This is a genomic window from Curtobacterium sp. MCSS17_011, assembly GCF_003224275.1.
GTDB lineage: Bacteria > Actinomycetota > Actinomycetes > Actinomycetales > Microbacteriaceae > Curtobacterium.
Window position 1 is genome coordinate 191,952 of record NZ_QKLE01000005.1, and the last position, 16,742, is coordinate 208,693.

Sequence of the window (16,742 nt, forward strand, 5' to 3'; positions counted from 1 at the left end):
TTCGTGGTTGCGTTCCGGGCCGTCAGCCGACCGGCAACGCCGCGTTCACCGCCGTCTGCGCGTCGCGCCAGACGGCCGCGCGTGACCCCGCGTAGGTGCCGCCCTGACCGTTCGAGAACGACCGCAGGTTGTGCTTGGCGCCGTCCGTGTTGCCCTGCCAGTAGGCGGTGACGGCCCGCGAGGTCCCGCCCACCAGCCACACCTGGTCGGCTGCGTCCGTGGTACCGGTCTTGCCGAACAGCGTCGCGCCGTCGGGGGTCTGGCCACCGCTCGCCGTCCCGCCGCGGAACGCGCCCTGCATGACGTCGAACGCGGTGGCCGCGGTCTCCGGCGACACCGCCTGCGTGCACGTGCGGGGTTGTCCGCCGAGTTCCTCGCCGTCGGGGGCGATGACCTGGTCGATCACCACGGGTGCACAGAACCGCCCGCCGTTCGCGATGCCCGCGTAGGCCGACGCCATCGTGAGCGGGGCGATGCTCTCGGTGCCGAGCAGGGACGCCGGGTTCCAGGGCAGCTCGCCACCGGTCGCCAGGTGCACCCCCAGCCCCTCGGCGACGTCGCGGATGTCGCACAGGTCGAGCTGTTCGGCCATCGACTGGTACGCCGCGTTCACGGACTGCGCCGTCGCCGACCGGACCGAGTACGGGCCACGCTGCCCGGGTGAGTCGTTCTTCGGCTGCCAGAACGCCGAGGTGGGTCCACCGCAGGCGGTCCACTCGCTGTGCGGGTGCGGTGTGCCGTTGACGACGGTGTCCGGGCTGCGGCCGGCCTCGATCCACGCCAGCAGGGTGAACATCTTGTAGGTCGAACCGGTCTGGAACCCCGTCGAGCCGCCGTCCGCCTGGTCGGTGGCGTAGTTCAGCGAGGTCGCAGTGCGGGGCGCGTCGGACGACCGGTCGTGGTCGGTGTTCTGCGCCATCGTCAGCACACGGCCCGTCCCGGCCTCGACCGTGTTGAACGTTGCCCCCAGCGCCAGCCGCGTCTCGGTCTTCGGGTCGTACTGGTCCAGCAGCCGCTTCTGTTGAGCGTTCAGGTCCAGGTCGAGCGTCGTCTGGATCCGGTACCCGCCGGTGCGCCACGCGTCCGCCCGCTGCTGCTTCGTCGTGCCGAGCTGCGGGAGCCGTTGGGCGATGGTCTCCGCGTGGTCACAGAAGAACTCCGCGCCCACCTCGACCGCCTCGCACCCCTGCTGCGGTGCCGTCAGGTGCACGTAGTCGGCGACACGGGACAGCCGAGCCGTGCGGTACTCGTCGGTCGACAGGTGCCCCTGCTCGTGCATGGACCGCAGGATCACGTTCCGCCGGGCAGCGTTGTCGCGGTGGTGGTCGGGCGTGGACAGGTCTCGTCGTTCGGGCCACTGCACGATCGCGATGAGGGACGCAGCCTCGGCCGGGGTCAGGTCGGTCGCCGACTTGCCGTAGTAGTGCTGCGCCGCCGACTGGACACCGTAGGTCTGGTCGCCGAAGTACGCGATGTTCAGGTACGCCGCCAGGATCTGCTGCTTCGTGTGCTGCTTCGCCAGGCTGATCGCGAGCTTCATCTCGGCGAGCTTGCGCTGTGGGGTCCTCCGGGTCGCTTCCCGGTACGCGGCCTCGCGTTCCTCAGCCGTGGGCAGTTCGCTCGCCTGCTGGATCTTGATGTTCCGGACGAGCTGCATCGTCAGGGTCGAGCCGCCCGAACCGCCCTCGCCACGTGACGCGGCGATGCTCACGAGCGACCGGACGACGGACGTCGCGTCGACCCCGCCGGTCTCGTAGAACCGCTTGTCCTCGCCGTCGACCGCGGCGTGCTCGAGATGGTCGCTGATCTGCTCGAGCGTGAGCTCCTGCCGGTCCTGGTCCCACACGTTCGCCAGGTGCACCGGCTCGCCGCCGCGGTACGCCCAGATCTGGTTGCGCTGCGGCAGCTGCCCGATCTCGATGTCCTCGGGCAGCGACTCGAACACCCCGATCGCCGAGGTCGTGCCGACGCCGGCGACCGCGATCACCGGTGTCACCCCGACGCTCACCAGCAACCCGGCGAGCACACTGCCGCCCACGAAGCCGAGCGCGGCTCCCCCTGCACGTCTGATCGTCATCGCCTGCGTTCCCCCCTCGTCCGCACCACCATCGGCGCGGTTCGAGGAGCGTCCCAGCCCTGCTCGGGCGGTCGCCGGGACTTCCCCGCGGAACACCGTCGTGTCGGCTGGGAAAGTGCCGAGCTGGACTCCCGCAGCTGGGCGGTCGGCCGACGCCGAGCGCCCGCCGCCCGAGCGGAGCATGATCGGGCCATGGAGTACTCGACGGCGATGCTCACCGAGGAGACGTGGCCCGACTTCGCCGCGCTCGTGACGCGCAGCAACGGCGTGTGGGGCGGGTGCTGGTGCATCGGCTTCCACCCGGACGGCCCGCGTGGCACACCGGATCCCACGGTGTCGCACGAGGAGGCGAAGCACCGTCACGTGCGCAACGGCACGAACCACCAGGTCCTCGTCTACGCCGACGGCACCACTGTCGGCTGGTGCCAGTTCGGGCGCCCGGTCGAGCTGCCGACGATCCTGAACCCCGGTGCATACGCCCGCGAGGCCGGCACCTCGCCGGACTGGCGGATCGGCTGCGTGTTCGTCGAGTCCCGGCACCGTGGCCAGGGCGTCGCCCGTGCCGCGGTCACGACCGCGCTGGACGAGATCCGACGGGCGGGCGGCGGGACGGTCGAGGCCTACCCGGAGCAGACGGTCGAGCGGAAGCCGCAGCGCGGGGCGTACCTGCACACCGGACCGGAGGAACTGTTCACGCAGTTCGGGTTCGTGCGCGACCGCCGCATCGCCAAGTGGCGCTGGGTGATGCGCACGACGGTGTGACCGGCGTGCCCGCTCGACGCCGCACTGCCAGCCCGGCGCGCGTACCGTGGGCGCCGTGACACGCACCGCTCCGGTACGACCGCACCGCCTCGCCCTCGTCGGCGCCGCCGTGGCCCTGGTGATCGGGGTCGGACTGCTCTTCACCCCCTGGGACGGACCCGTCATCGTGCTCGCCTGGGTGCTCATCGTCGCCGCGGTCGTCCTCGGCGCCGTCACGCTGTTCCTGGTGCGGGCACCCCGCAGCTAGAACGGCGACGCCAGCAGGCACGACGAGCCGACACGACCGGCACGACCACTCCGTCAGTTGCGCCGCCGCGCGCCCGCGGATCGTGGTGGGTTCGCGCGCAGGTGCTCGGCCGCTCCCCCGAGGATCCGCGCGAGGTCGTCGACGTCGGCGTCCGACATCGACGCGAACAGCAGGGTGTGCAGCGCCTCGATGTGCCCAGGGAAGACCGCGGCGAGGACCTCACGACCGCCCCGGGTGATCGTCACGACCGTGCTGCGTTCGTCGTCCGGCGAGGGCCCGCGGGTGACCAGCCCACGCTGCTCGAGCAACTGCGCCTGGTACGTCAGGCCGCTGCGGCTGTAGACGACCCCGTCGGCGAGGTCGGTCATGCGCTGCTGCCCACCCGGAGCGTCACCGAGCCGGGCGAGCAGCTGGAACTGCACGTAGCTCAGGCCGCCCACGTCGCGCAGCTGCCGCTCGACCGCGTGGCGCAGCAGGCTGCTCACCTCGGTGAAGGCGAAGTACGCCCCGAGCTGCGTCGGGGTCAGGGAGTTCGGCGCATCGGTCACGGAACCCATCCTACCTGTTGCTTCGAGTTCGAAGCAGTGCTAGCGTCTCCGTCAGTTGCTTCGAACTCGAAGCACAGCGAGCAACACCGACGAAGGGCACGATCATGCAGGCAGTACGGTTCCACGAGGTCGGCGGTCCCGAGGTGCTCCGCACCGAGGACGTCGAGCAGCCCACCCCGACGGCCGGGCAGGTGCGGCTCCGCGTCGCAGCCTCGGCCTTCAACGCGGCGGACAACGGGATGCGGGGCGGATTCCTGCCGATCCCGGTCCAGCTGCCGCACGTCCCCGGCTACGACGTCTCCGGCACCGTCGACGCGCTCGGCGACGGCGTCGAGGGGATCGCCGTCGGGGACACGGTCATCGCGTTCCTGCCGATGGAGCTCGACGGCGGAGCGGCCGAGTACGTCATCGCCCCGGCCGACGCGGTGGTCGCCGCGCCGACGAGCATCCCGCTGGCCGACGCGGCTGCGCTGCCCTCGGTGGCACTCACCGCATGGCAGGCCCTGTTCGACGACGGCCGGATCGAGGCGGGCCAGCGGGTCCTCGTGATGGGCGCCGGCGGTGTCGTCGGCAAGTACGCCGTCCAGCTCGCCGTCCGGGCCGGGGTGCACGTCATCGCCACGGCCAGCCCGCGCAGCATCGAGGCCGTCCGGGCCGCCGGTGCCCACGAGGTGATCGACCACACCACGACCGATGTCCGTGCGGCCGTGACCGAGCCGGTCGACGTGCTGCTCAACCTCGCCCCGATCGACCCGCAGGACTTCGCGACGCTCGTCGACGTCGTCCGCGACGGCGGCACGGTCGTCAGCACCACGGCGTTCATGGCCACCCCGAGCGACGAGTCCCGGGGGGTCCGGGCGGCGACGGTGTTCGTCCTGCGCAACCGCGAACGCCTGGCGGAGCTGGTGTCCCTGGTCGACGCCGGGGCGCTCACGGTCGAGGTCACCCGGCGCATCCCGCTGACGGAACTGCCGTCGCTGCACGTCGAGGCGGCCGCGGGACGGATCAGCGGCAAGGTCGTGGTCCTGGCCGGGTGACGGCCGCACACCCCCGCACCAGCACCACCCGCAGCAGCGCCGGATACGCTCGGCGCATGACGGACCAGGGGTGGCACGAGGACGTGCTCGGAGCACCGTACGAGCGGCTCGAACTGCCGCTCGGCACCGACTCCGAGGGCCCCGTCGTCGCCACCCTGGTCCGCCGCCGGCACACCTCTACGGACCTGCTGCTGCACGGCCGCGGGCCCCTGCACGGGGTCGACGTGCTCTACGTGCACGGCTGGTCGGACTACTTCTTCCAGGTCGAGCTCGCCGAACGCCTCGAGCGGCTCGGCGCCCGGTTCCACGCCCTCGACCTGCGGAAGTACGGTCGGAGCCTGCGGCCGCACCAGACGCCGGGCATGGTCGACGACCTGGCGGTGTACGACGAGGACATCGCCGCCGCGCTCGACGCGATCTCGGCCGAGCACCCCGGCTCGGACCGCCGCCGGCTCGTCCCGATGGGGCACTCCACGGGCGGCCTGACCCTGTCGCTCTGGGCGGCACGGCACCCGGAGCTCGTGCACGGCCTCGTGCTGAACAGCCCGTGGCTCGAGTTCCAGGCCACCGCGGTCGGCCGGGCGATCGTCGCACCGGTCATCAAGCTCGGTGCCCGTCGGAACCCCCTCGCGCCGATGCCCGCCGTCGACCCCGGCTTCTACACGCGGACCGTCTCGGCCGAGGGCGAGGGGTCGTGGACCTACGAGCAGAAGTGGCGGCCGGAGCGCGGCTTCCCGCTGCACCCCGGGTGGCTCGCCGCGGTCTTCGACGGCCAGGCGCAGGTCGAGAAGGGCCTCGGCATCGGGGTCCCGACCCTGGTGATGCTGAGCGACAAGAGCATGCTCCAGCCGCGGTGGGACCCCGGGATGGCGCGGGCCGACGTCGCACTGAACGTCGACACGGTGGCGCACCGCTCGCTCTCCCTCGGCGAAGAGGTCACGGTCCGACGACTCGCCGGCGCCCTGCACGACGTCGTGCTGTCGGTACCGGACGTGCGGGAACGGGCGTACGACACCATCGAGCGCTGGGCGACGACGCTCCGCTAGTCCCGCAACGCGCGGGACGTCAGTCGTCCAGTCCGGCCACCGCGGCACGGGCCGTCGCCGCAACGAGCGCGTCCGACGGCTCCGCACCGGGATCGGCGCGGCTCGTCATCACCACGAGCACGATGGGTGCCCGCCCCGGCGGCGTCACGACCGCGATGTCGTTCCGGACTCCGTAGGACGCCGTCCCGGTCTTGTCGGCGACCCGCCACGACGGGTCCACCCCGGCTCGGATCGTCGCGTCCCCGGTCGTGTTGCGGAGCATCGCGGCGCGGAGCACCCGCCGGTCGGCAGCGTCGAGGGCGTCCCCGAGCAGCACGGTCCCGAGGTCGGCCGCGAACCGCTCCGGCGTCGTCGTGTCCCGTCGGTCGCCCGGGGTCGCCTCGTTCAGGTCGGGTTCGACCCGGTCGACGCTCGTCGTCCGGTCCCCGATGGCGCGCAGCCACCGCTCGACGGCGTCCGGCCCGCCGAGCCGCTCCACCAGCAGGTTCGCCGCGGTGTTGTCGCTAGACCGGAGCGCCGCGTCGATGAGCTCGCGCACCGTCATCCCGGTGTCGACGTGCTCGCTGGTGACGGGCGCGTACTCGAGCAGATCGCCGCGGTCGTAGTGCACGACGGTCGCCAGGTCGGCGTCGGACGAGGCGTCGAGGACCGCCGCCGCGATGAACACCTTGACCGTCGACGCGAACGCGAACCGCTCCCCCGCACGGTGCGCGATCGTCCGACCACTCCCGGTGTCGATCGCGGCGACCCCGAGCCGCGCGTCGTACCGCCGCTCCAGCGCCGCGAAGATCCGGGCAGTGGCGGGGTCGGGGGCCGGGTCGGTCGACGGCGCCACTGCGCCCGAAGCCGACCCAGACGCAGCAGCAGAAGCCGATGCGGACGACGTCGGCCCGGTCGTCGCACCACCCGGCGCACCTGAGCACCCCACCAGCCCACCCAGCACCAGCGCCGCCAGGGCCGCGGCCGTCGTCTTCGTCCCGCCTCGCACGCCCTCGAGCCTGCACGACGACCGTGCAACTACCCTGAGCGGCATGTCCGTGCCCGCCGTCCGCCTCACCCGCCTCGACCCCACCGGCGCCGACCGCCAGGAGCTGCTCGCGTTCCTGACGTCCGAGGAGTTCCCGTTCCACGTCCGACGGCGCATCAGTGCGGCCGACGCGGCGAGCGCCGTCGACTCCGGTGCCTACCGCGACGACGAGCACGACACCTCCTGGCTCGACCACGACGACCTCGGGCGGATCGGACTGGTCCGCCTCGAGGACCTGGCTGACCCCGTCCCCCTGTTCGACCTGCGCCTGGCGGGTCGGTTCCGGGGTCGGGGCCTCGGGGTCTCCGCCCTGCGTGCGGTGACCGACCACGTGTTCACGACGATGCCGGCGATCACGCGCTTCGAGGGCCAGACCCGCGAGGACAACACCGCCATGCGCCGGGTCTTCGTCCGCGCCGGTTGGGTGCAGGAGGCCCACTACCGCGAGGCGTGGCCCGTCGACGGCGGCCCGGCCGTCGGGTCGGTCGGTTACGGCGTGCTGCGTCGCGACTGGGAGACGGGCGAGACCACCCCGGTGCCGTGGGACGACGTCGCGCGGTGAGCGGCTGACGGTTCTGGTTCACGATCCTCGGGGTTCTCGAACCGGAACCGTCAGCGCGCGGACACGAACCGCCGTCCCGCGCCCGTCACGTGAGCAGAAGGCGGACTGGAGGCCCGTGGCGGCGCCGCCACGGGCCTCCAGTCCGTCGGTCGGTCGCGTCTCAGGACCGCGACAGGCGCGTAACGGTCGCGTGCGCGCCGTCCGCGATGAGCCCGTCCAGGGCGTCGCGGTACGCGGCGACGAACCGCTCGTCGTCGACGAGATCGCTGAAGACCTGGCGGTTCGCGATGAAGGCGAGGCGGTCCTCGCGCTGGGTCAGGGCGACGCGGTGCAGGGACTCGGCGAGCCGGTCGACGATCTCGATGGGTTCACCGGACTCGTCGGTGCCCTCGTCGTAGCGGGCCCACGACGCGACGATGCCGGCGGACAGCGTGACGGGCCGGCCGGCGGCCAGGTTCTCGCGCACGACGGGGAGCAGCCACTTCGGGATCCGGTCGCTCGACTCGGCGCAGAGCCGGGCGAGGGTGTCGCGCACCTCAGGGTTCTGGAAGCGCTCGATCAGGGTCGACTTGTAGTCCTCCAGGTCGATGCCGGGGACGGGGTGCAGCGTCGGTGATCCCTCTTCGTCCATGTAGCGGCGCAGGAAGGTCGCGATCGCCGGGTCCTGCGTGGCCTCGTGCGCGTACCGGTAGCCGGACAGGTACCCGAAGTAGCAGAGCCCCTGGTGACTGGCGTTGAGGAGCCGGAGCTTCATGAGTTCGTACGGCTCGACGTCGTCGACGAGCTGGACGTCGGCGTCCTCGTAGGGCGGCCGGCCGGCGGGGTGGTCGTCCTCGAGCACCCACTGGAAGAACGGTTCGGCGACGACGGGCCAGGCGTCGTCGATGCCGAGCTCGCCGCGGACCCAGGCGCGGTCCTCGTCGGCGGTGACCGGGGTGATGCGGTCGACCATCGAGTTCGGGAACGCCACGTGCTCGTCCATCCAGTCCGCGAACGCCGGGTCCTGCAGCCGGGCGTAGGCGGTGAACATCGACCGTGCGACGTGCCCGTTGCCCTGGATGTTGTCGCAGGACATCACGGTGAACGGGTCGAGGCCGCGGTCCCGTCGGCGGCGCAGCGCCTCGACCACCAGGCCGAACACCGTGCGGGGCGGGCCGTCACCGCGCAGGTCGGCCGCGACGCCGGGCTCGTCGGCGACGAACTCGCCGGTGACGTGGTCGAAGTTGTAGCCGCCCTCGGTGATGGTCAGGCTGACGATCCTGGTGTCCGGGTGCGCCATCTTCTCGACGACGGCGTCGGGGTCGTCGACTGCGAGCAGGTACTCGACGATGCTGCCGACGACGCGTGACTCGCGAGTGCCGTCCGGGTGCTTGAGGACGAGCGTGTACAGGCCGCCCTGCTCGGCCATCGCGGTCGCCATCCGACGGTCCTGCTCGAGCACGCCGACACCGCAGATGCCGTACTCGCGGGCCTCGCCACGCTGCAGGAGCCGGTCGATCACCATCGCCTGGTGCGCGCGGTGGAACCCGCCGACGCCGAAGTGGACGATGCCGGCGGTGATGCCGTCGCGGTCGTAGGTGGGCACGGCGACACCGCTCGCGGCGATCTCGTCGAGGGTCTCCGGGGACAGGCGGACGGGCATCGGGTACTCCTTCGTACGGCGGCGGATCCGCGGGCGGTGACGCGGCGGTTCGTCCGTCCAGTGTGGCACCCGACACCTCCGGCGGAACAGCGGTGCAGCACGGGCGTTCCGCACCGGGGGACGAACCTGGGGATGCCCTCAACCTCGTTGCACCGAGTGCATCGATGCACCTAGTGTTCGATCTCGTGACCATCGCGACCGACCGCCGTGCTGCCCTCAAGGCGAAGCACCGTGCGGCGATCCTGCAGGCCGCGCGGGACCTGATCGATGAGCGCGGCGGCCGCGACTTCAGCGTCGACGACCTGGCCGCCCGGGCCGACATCGCCCGACGCACCGTGTTCAACCACTTCGCCTCGCTCGACGAGGTCCTGCTCGCCGTGTGTGAGCAGGAGCTGTCCGTCATCATCGACCGGTTCCTCGCAGACATGGCGCGCACCCCGGTCGGTGACGGCAGCCGGGCCTCGATGTTCGACGAACTCGAGTCCGCGGCCCGCGGAGCCGACCTCGCGCCGGCGATCGCCAGCATGTACCGGATCCTCGGCGACCCCGGCAAGGACGACCCGAAGGCCGCGGTCCTGACCCAGACGGCGTTCTCGCGCGTGACCGAACGACTCCGGCACGAGGTCGCCCGGCGGTACCCGGCAGCCGATCCGCTCGACGCCGCACTGCTCGTCGAGGGGCTCATGAGCGGCATCGTCGTCATCGCGGAGCACTGGCTCGCGACGTCCGGCCCCGAGCTCGACCAACCGGCGCTCGACGCGTGGGACGACCTGCTCGCTCGCCTCGTGCACAGCGTCCGCAGCGGCTACATGGCCGACGGCTGACACTCCTCCATCCCCCAGGGGTCCACCGGCGCACCCCGCACCACCAGCACCTGACAACGAAAGGACCGCAGGCAACCGCATGGCCGGTCTCCTCTACCGTCTCGGACGGTTCTCCGCACGACGCCACTGGCTCGTGATCATCACCTGGGTCGTGATCATGGCGGTCGCAGGCGTCACGTACACGCTCTTCGCCGGCACGATCTCGTCGTCGATCACGATCCCGAACACCAAGACCAGTCAGGTGCAGGACCAGCTCGCCGACAAGTTCCCGTCGGCGAACGGCGGCAACGGCACGATCGTCTTCGAGACGAAGGACGGCAAGGGGTTCTCGTCCTCGCAGCGGTCCGAGATCGACGGCTTCCTGACCAGCCTCGAGAAGCTCGACGGCGTCAAGGGCACGACGAGCGGCTTCGACACCCAGCAGCAGCTCGACGACCAGCGCCAGAAGATCGTCGACGGCCGTGAGCAGATCGAGTCGGGCCGCGAGAAGATCGAGAGCGGTCAGGAGCAGCTCGACGCGCAGAAGGCGCAGCTGGAGTCCGGCAAGCAGCAGATCGCGGATGCCCAGGCGCAGCTCGACGCCCAGAAGGCGCAGGCACAGGCAGCCGGCGGCGCAGCGGTCCCCGCTGCCCAGGCCCAGGCTGCGGCCGCACAACTCCAGCAGGCCCAGGCGCAGATCGACGCCCAGCAGGCCCAGATCGACGCGGGCGAGCAGCAGATCGCGGATGCGCAGAAGACGATCGACTCGAACAAGCAGAAGCTCGACGACAACGAGCAGGAGCTCGAACAGGGCTCGGACCTGCTCGACCTGTCGAAGGACGTCCGCTTCGTGTCGAACAACGGCAGCGCCGCGATCGGCACCGTCCAGTTCACGAAGTCGACCTACGAGGTCCCCGCGGACACCAAGACCGCGATCGCGGACGACGCCGAGTCGGCTGACATCTCCGGCGTCAACGTGTACGTCTCGAACGACATCGCGCAGGGCGTGCCGTCGATCCTCGGCCCGGGTGAGATCGGTGGTGTCATCATCGCCGCGATCGTGCTGCTCCTGATGCTCCGCACGGTCATCGGCGCCGCGGTCCCGCTCGTCAGCGCCGTCCTCGGCGTCGGCGTCGCCTCGCTCACCGCCCTGTCGTTCTCGAGCCTGGTCGAGTTCATCTCGGTCACGCCCGTGCTGGGGGTGATGCTGGGCCTGGCGGTCGGCATCGACTACTCGCTGTTCATCCTGAACCGGCACCGGACCCAGCTGAAGCAGGGCATGCAGGTGCACGAGTCGATCGGGCTCGCGAACGGCACCTCGGGCAACGCCGTGGTGTTCGCCGGTGCGACGGTCATCGTCGCGCTGCTCGCGCTGAACATCACCGGCATCCCGTTCCTCGGCCTGATGGGCACGGTCGGTGCGGTCGCGGTGCTCTTCGCGATCCTCATCGCGACGTCCTTCACCCCGGCCCTGCTGTCGCTCATCGGCATGCGGATCCTGCGGAAGAAGGAGCGCGCGAAGATCGGCAACACCGACTCGACGCGGATCCCGAACAAGCCGATGTCGAGCTGGCGGGCGGTCATCACGCTCGTCGCCGGCGTCGCGGTGCTCGGCACCATCGCCCTGCCCGCGACCCAGATGCGCCTCGGCCTGCCGAGCGGTTCGTCCGAGGCCGTCGAGTCGAGCCAGTACAAGGCCTACAAGACCCTCGAGCAGGAGTTCGGCGCCGGTCAGAACGGCCCGCTGCTCGTCGTGGCGACCCTGCCGGAGTCGATCAGCAAGAGCGACGTCACCGCGACCGAGGTCACCATCGGCCAGGCGATCGCGAAGAACGACGACGTCAAGGCCGTGCTGCCCATCGGTGCCTCGAAGGACCGCGACATCATCGCGTTCCAGGTGAAGCCCGCCGGCGGCCCGGACAGCGTCTCCACCGAGAACGTCGTGAAGGACCTGCGCGAGCAGACGGTCTCCACCGACGACGGCAAGGTCACCCTCGGCGTCGCCGGCAACGCATCGGCGAACATCGACGTGTCCGAGAAGCTGTCGAACGTGCTGCCGCTCTACCTCGTGGTGGTCGTCGGCCTGTCGCTGATCATCCTGATCATCGTGTTCCGGTCGTTCCTCGTGCCGATCACCGCCACCGCCGGGTTCATCCTGTCCGTGATGGCCTCGTTCGGTGGCCTGACCGCGATCTACCAGTTCGGCTGGCTCGGCTCGGTCTTCGGGGTGCACGACCCGGCACCGATCCTGAGCTTCCTGCCCATCATCGAGATCGGCATCCTGTTCGGTCTGGCGATGGACTACCAGCTGTTCCTGGTGTCCGGCATGCGTGAGGCGTACGCCCACGGCGCGAGCGCGAAGGTGGCCGTCCAGCGCGGTCTGCACGCCGGTCGCGCGGTGGTCACGGCGGCGGCGATCATCATGATCTCCGTGTTCGCGGGCTTCATCTTCTCGGACTCGTCCACCATCAAGCCGATCGGCTTCGGGCTGGCGTTCGGTGTGCTGGTCGACGCCTTCGTCGTCCGCATGCTGCTCATCCCGTCGGCGATGCACCTGCTCGGCAAGAGCGCCTGGTGGTTCCCGAAGTGGCTCGACCGCATCGTGCCGGACGTCGACGTGGAGGGCGCGAAGCTCGAGCGCACCCACCCGGTCGCCGGCCACGAGGACACGCACACCGGCACCCACGCGCTCCCCGTGGAGCCGGACGCGACCACGCACGACTCGGGCCACCCGCCCGCGCACCGCGCGTAGTCGACGCACCAGCGCAACCACCCTGGAGGCCCGGTGCCGGTCCGCGAGATCGGCACCGGGCCTCCAGGCCGTTGCGCCCACCGCCCCCGGGGCGCGACCAAGCCACTTCGTGCACGAACGAAGTACGCTCAACGCATGACCGAGACCGTCCCGGACCCGCTCGCGCTCGACCGGCAGCTCTGCTTCGCACTCGCGGCGACGAGCCGCAGCGTCATCGGGCTGTACCGCGACCTGCTCGAGCCGATGGGCCTGACCCACCCGCAGTACCTCGTCATGCTCGCCCTGTGGGAGCGTGACCCGCGGTCGGTGCGCGAGATCGCCGGCGAACTGCGACTCAACTCTGCGACGCTGAGCCCGCTGCTCAAGCGGCTGGAGGCCTCCGGCTACGTCCGTCGCACCCGCAGCGCCGCCGACGAACGCCAGCTCGAGGTCTCCCTGACGACTGCCGGGCAGGCCCTGCGCGACCGGGCCCAGGCGGTCCCGCTCGCCGTCGCCGACCGGCTCGGGTGGCCGCTCGCCCGACTCGAGTCCCTGAAGGACGAGCTGACCGAGCTGCTGGAGCGCGTCGACCAGCTGTGATCCGAGGCCATCAGTGCCATGATGGTTCGTGCACGAACGAAAGGATGCCCCGTGGGACGCTTCGGCCAGTGGTACGAACGGTGGAACACGACGCTCATCGACAAGATGGGCCCCTCGCAGATCGGCGCCGGTCGTCCCGAGGGCATCGACGACCGGACGATCGACCGGGGCTGCCCCCTGTGCGGCAAGCCACTCTCCCTGCACCAGGTGATCCGGCCCGAGGGCCAGGTCCGCTCGTCGACACTGGTGTGCCCGCGCGACTGACCGCACTGCCTGAAGAAGTGCTCCGAGGCGGAATTGCATCGGACAACTCGCCGTTCGCCCTGGGGTGAAGCTCTTCGAACCCGCCTCCATCGGCGCCCTGTCCCTGTCGAACCGCGTCGTCATGGCCCCGCTCACGCGCACCCGCGCCGGCGAGCACGGCATCCCGAACGACCTGCTCGTCGAGCACTACCGGCAGCGCGCCGGCCTCGGCATGATCATCACCGAGGGCACCTGGCCCGTGCAGGAGGGCCGCTCCTACCCCGGGCAGCCCGGCATCGAGACCGACGACCAGATCGCCGGCTGGCGCCGCGTGACCGACGCCGTGCACGCCGCCGGCGGCACGACCGTCATGCAGCTCATGCACGGCGGCCGCGTCTCGCACACGGACATCTCGCAGACCCCGCGCATCGTCGCCCCCTCGGCGATCGCCGCCCCCGGGCAGACGCACCTGGCCGACGGCTCGAAGGCCGACATGCCCGTCCCGCACGAGCTGACCACCGCCGAGGTGGAGGCAACCGTGCAGGGCTTCGTGCAGGCCGCGCGCAACGCGATCGCCGCCGGGCTCGACGGCGTCGAGGTCCACGGCGCCAACGGCTACCTGGTCCACGAGTTCATGTCGCCGGTGTCGAACACCCGCACCGACCAGTACGGCGGCTCCCCGGAGAACCGCGCGCGGTTCGCGATCGAGGTCACCACCGCGATCGCCGAGGCCATCGGCGCCGACCGCACCGGCATCCGCCTGTCGCCCGAGCACGGGATCCAGGGCGTCATCGAGGACGACGCCGACGATGTCCGCGCCACCTACACGGCCGTCGCAGAGGGCCTCGCGCCGCTCGGCCTCGCCTTCGTGGACGTCCTGCACGCCGAGCCGACCGGCGACCTGGTGCAGCACGTCCGCCGCACCGCGGGTGCCCCGTTCATCGTGAACTCGGGCTTCTCGTCGCTCACCACGCGCGACGAAGCCATCGCGATCGTCGAGGGCGACCACGCCGACGCCGTCGCAGTGGGCCGCGCCGCGATCGCCAACCCGGACCTCGCGCACCGCTGGGAGCACGACGCCGAGCTCAACGAGCCCCGTCCGGAGCTCTTCTACGGCGCGACCGCCGAGGGCTACACCGACTACCCGTCGCTGGCCGAGGCGCGCGCGACCGTCGCGTAGTCGACGCACCATCTGAGAAACGGGAGGCCCGTGGCGACACCGCCACGGGCCTCCCGTCCCTCGTGCCCCGCGAAGGTGACGCTGTCTCCTAGGATCGACGCAGTGAGTACAGCAACGCCGGGCGAGCGGGGCCCCGCGCACCGAGCGCGCGACACCACGCGGTGGGACATCCAGGGCCTCCGCGCGTTCGCCGTCCTCGCGGTCGTCGTGTACCACCTGTGGCCGGGCGCCCTGCACGGCGGATTCGTCGGCGTCGACGTCTTCTTCGTGATCTCCGGCTTCCTGATCACCGGGCTGCTGCTGCGGGAACAGCTCGCGACGGGCACGATCCGGCTCGGACGGTTCTGGTCACGCCGGGCCAAACGCCTGCTGCCGGCCGCGTTCCTCACCATCGTGGTCACCGGGATCGCGGTGCTCGTCGCCGTGCCGAGCACGCTGTGGGGGCAGTACGGGCGCGAGCTGATCGCCTCGACGGTGTACCTGCAGAACTGGGAGCTGGCGGCGAACGCCGTCGACTACCTGGCGTCGGCCGACGCGCCCTCACCGTTCCAGCACTTCTGGTCGCTGTCGGTCGAGGAGCAGTTCTACATCCTCCTGCCGCTCCTGCTGCTCGGCGTCGGGGCCTTCGCGCGCCGGCGGTTCACGCCGCTGGTGACCGCACGGCTGCTGCTCGGCAGCGTCGTCGTGCTGTCCCTGGTGTGGAGCATCGTGCAGACGGCCACCGACCCCGGCGTCGCCTACTTCTCCACCGGCACCCGCGCGTGGGAGTTCGCACTCGGCGGTCTCGTCGCCACCGTGCACCTGCCCGAGGTCCGCACCGAGGTCGCCCGGCGGGTCCGCCTGGTCGCCACCGGCATCGGCGTCGTGGCCCTCGCACTGTCCCTCGTCGTGATCACCCCGGAGACGGCGTTCCCCGGGATCGCGGCGCTGCTGCCGGTCGCCGGTGCGGCACTCGTGCTGCTCTTCGGTGCGGGGACCGAGTTCGAGGACGTCGGTGCGCTCCGGCCCGTCGCCTTCTTCGGACGGATCTCGTACGCGCTCTACCTCTGGCACTGGCCGCTCGTCGTCATCCTGCCGATCATGTTGGGCCGCCCGCTCGACTGGGCGACCAGTTCGGCGGCGCTGCTCGTCGCGATCGGTCTGGCCGCTGCGACGACGATCTGGTTCGAGGAACCCGTCCGGTTCTCGACGTGGCTGCGGGACCTGCAGCCCCGGGGCGTGGTCTCGCTCGCCGTCATCTGCAGCTTCACCGTCGTGACGCTCGGAGCCGCCACCCTGACCGCCGTCTACGTCCAGGAGGTCGACGCGGCCACGGTCACGAAGCAGGTCACCGCCGAGCAGGAGGACGACGACGAGTCCTGCTTCGGTGCCGCCGCGCGCATCGGGTTCGCCGACCCCTGCGTCGACCCCGAACTCGCCGACGTCCGTGTGCCCGCTCCGGCCGTGGCCAAGGACGACGACGACAACCGCGCCGAGTGCTGGAGCGGCACGTTCCGGCCCTGCGTCCTCGGCAAGGCCACCGGGTGGTCGAAGCACCTCATCGTCATCGGCGACTCACACAGCAACGCGCTGATCGGTGCGTACGAGAAGATCGCAGACGACAACGGCTGGCGGATCGACCTGGCCGGTACCGGCGGCTGCTACCTCACCACCGCGCAGCAGGACTCGCTGAGCCCGGCGTCGATGCGGGGGTGCAACTCGTGGAAGCACGCCGCCATCGACTACGTCCGCGAGCACCGCGACGCCGACGCCCTCGTCGTCACCCACTCGACCACGCAGATGCCGGTCAGCCTGCCGCCGGGACCGGCCCGCGACACGGCCACCCGCAACGGCCTGGTCGACGCATGGCAGCAGGCGGCCGGCGACGAGCTGCCCGTCGTCGCCGTCCGTGACAACCCGGTGCCGCGCCCCGACGTCGTCGCCTGCCTGAGCACGATGTCCGGCCCGACGACGGACGCCTGCGACCGGTCGCGCTCCGAAGCACTCGGCACCACGGACTCGTCGGTCGAGGCCGTCGCCGCGTTCCGGGCAGCCGGGGGCCGTGCGGCGTCGATCGACCTGAGCCGCTACTACTGCACCGAGACCACGTGCCCGGCGGTCGTCGGGGGCGTCCTCGTCTACCGGGACAGCACGCACATCACGGCGACGTGGGCGTCGTCGCTCGAGCCGTACCTGGAGCGGGCACTGCAGGACCGGTTGGCGGCGTTCGCGCGCTGAGCCGTACTCCCCCGCCACTT

At 71.3% G+C, this 16,742-nt stretch carries 15 protein-coding genes; 11 read left to right on the top strand and 4 right to left on the bottom strand.

The genetic code is table 11. From position 1 onward, the window contains the following. Nucleotides 1–22: 22 nt before the first annotated feature. A complete protein-coding gene (locus DEJ17_RS06020) occupies nt 23–2,077 on the bottom strand; it encodes a transglycosylase domain-containing protein (protein ID WP_258366680.1) in 2,055 nt (684 codons plus the stop codon). 192 nt (nt 2,078–2,269) lie between these two features. On the opposite strand from DEJ17_RS06020, the gene DEJ17_RS06025 reads away from it, so the two are divergent. Next, entirely contained in the window at nt 2,270–2,839 is a 570-nt protein-coding gene (locus DEJ17_RS06025; RefSeq protein ID WP_220033615.1) for a GNAT family N-acetyltransferase, read from the top strand. Between the two features lie 55 nt (nt 2,840–2,894). Further along, nucleotides 2,895–3,086: a hypothetical protein gene (locus DEJ17_RS06030; RefSeq protein WP_146239641.1), complete on the top strand. Its 192-nt coding sequence runs from the start codon at nt 2,895–2,897 to the stop codon at nt 3,084–3,086. Nucleotides 3,087–3,139: 53 nt separating this feature from the next. On the opposite strand, the gene DEJ17_RS06035 is transcribed toward DEJ17_RS06030, so the two are convergent. After that, nucleotides 3,140–3,634, bottom strand: coding sequence for a MarR family winged helix-turn-helix transcriptional regulator (locus tag DEJ17_RS06035; protein ID WP_110892560.1), 495 nt, complete (start codon nt 3,632–3,634; stop codon nt 3,140–3,142). Nucleotides 3,635–3,738: 104 nt separating this feature from the next. Between DEJ17_RS06035 and DEJ17_RS06040 the strand changes: the two genes are divergently transcribed. Next, nucleotides 3,739–4,671: an NADP-dependent oxidoreductase gene (locus tag DEJ17_RS06040; RefSeq protein WP_110892513.1), complete on the top strand. Its 933-nt coding sequence runs from the start codon at nt 3,739–3,741 to the stop codon at nt 4,669–4,671. A 56-nt stretch (nt 4,672–4,727) separates the two neighbouring features. After that, nucleotides 4,728–5,717 carry an alpha/beta hydrolase gene (locus tag DEJ17_RS06045; protein ID WP_110892514.1) on the top strand — a complete coding sequence of 330 codons (990 nt, stop codon included), beginning with the start codon at nt 4,728–4,730 and terminating at the stop codon, nt 5,715–5,717. A 19-nt stretch (nt 5,718–5,736) separates the two neighbouring features. Here DEJ17_RS06045 and bla read toward each other — a convergent pair whose 3' ends face one another. Further along, on the bottom strand, nt 5,737–6,705 hold the full coding sequence (bla, locus tag DEJ17_RS06050; RefSeq protein ID WP_110892515.1) for a class A beta-lactamase: 969 nt from the start codon (nt 6,703–6,705) through the stop codon (nt 5,737–5,739). A 43-nt stretch (nt 6,706–6,748) separates the two neighbouring features. Between bla and DEJ17_RS06055 the strand changes: the two genes are divergently transcribed. Further along, nucleotides 6,749–7,306: a GNAT family N-acetyltransferase gene (locus DEJ17_RS06055; RefSeq protein ID WP_110892516.1), complete on the top strand. Its 558-nt coding sequence runs from the start codon at nt 6,749–6,751 to the stop codon at nt 7,304–7,306. A 160-nt stretch (nt 7,307–7,466) separates the two neighbouring features. On the opposite strand, the gene DEJ17_RS06060 is transcribed toward DEJ17_RS06055, so the two are convergent. Next, nucleotides 7,467–8,948, bottom strand: coding sequence for a mannitol dehydrogenase family protein (locus DEJ17_RS06060; RefSeq protein ID WP_110892517.1), 1,482 nt, complete (start codon nt 8,946–8,948; stop codon nt 7,467–7,469). Between the two features lie 185 nt (nt 8,949–9,133). Here DEJ17_RS06060 and DEJ17_RS06065 point away from each other — a divergent pair, with 185 nt between their 5' ends. The 6 genes from DEJ17_RS06065 (at nt 9,134) to DEJ17_RS06090 (ending at nt 16,722) form a co-directional block, all read left to right on the top strand. Next, nucleotides 9,134–9,772: a TetR/AcrR family transcriptional regulator gene (locus DEJ17_RS06065; protein WP_181421067.1), complete on the top strand. Its 639-nt coding sequence runs from the start codon at nt 9,134–9,136 to the stop codon at nt 9,770–9,772. 79 nt (nt 9,773–9,851) lie between these two features. Continuing rightward, nucleotides 9,852–12,503, top strand: a complete 2,652-nt coding sequence (locus DEJ17_RS06070; RefSeq protein ID WP_110892519.1) for an MMPL family transporter — start codon at nt 9,852–9,854, stop codon at nt 12,501–12,503. A gap of 135 nt (nt 12,504–12,638) precedes the next feature. Beyond that, a complete protein-coding gene (locus DEJ17_RS06075) occupies nt 12,639–13,082 on the top strand; it encodes a MarR family winged helix-turn-helix transcriptional regulator (RefSeq protein ID WP_110892520.1) in 444 nt (147 codons plus the stop codon). A gap of 51 nt (nt 13,083–13,133) precedes the next feature. Further along, the gene (locus DEJ17_RS06080) at nt 13,134–13,346 is read left to right on the top strand and encodes a hypothetical protein (RefSeq protein WP_110892521.1); all 213 of its coding nucleotides are present in this window, start codon (nt 13,134–13,136) and stop codon (nt 13,344–13,346) included. Nucleotides 13,347–13,410: 64 nt separating this feature from the next. Then, nucleotides 13,411–14,505, top strand: a complete 1,095-nt coding sequence (locus DEJ17_RS06085) for an alkene reductase (protein ID WP_110892522.1) — start codon at nt 13,411–13,413, stop codon at nt 14,503–14,505. A gap of 102 nt (nt 14,506–14,607) precedes the next feature. Further along, nucleotides 14,608–16,722 (top strand): acyltransferase family protein, encoded by a 2,115-nt coding sequence (locus DEJ17_RS06090; protein ID WP_181421068.1) that lies wholly within the window; start codon nt 14,608–14,610, stop codon nt 16,720–16,722. Nucleotides 16,723–16,742 lie beyond the last annotated feature (20 nt).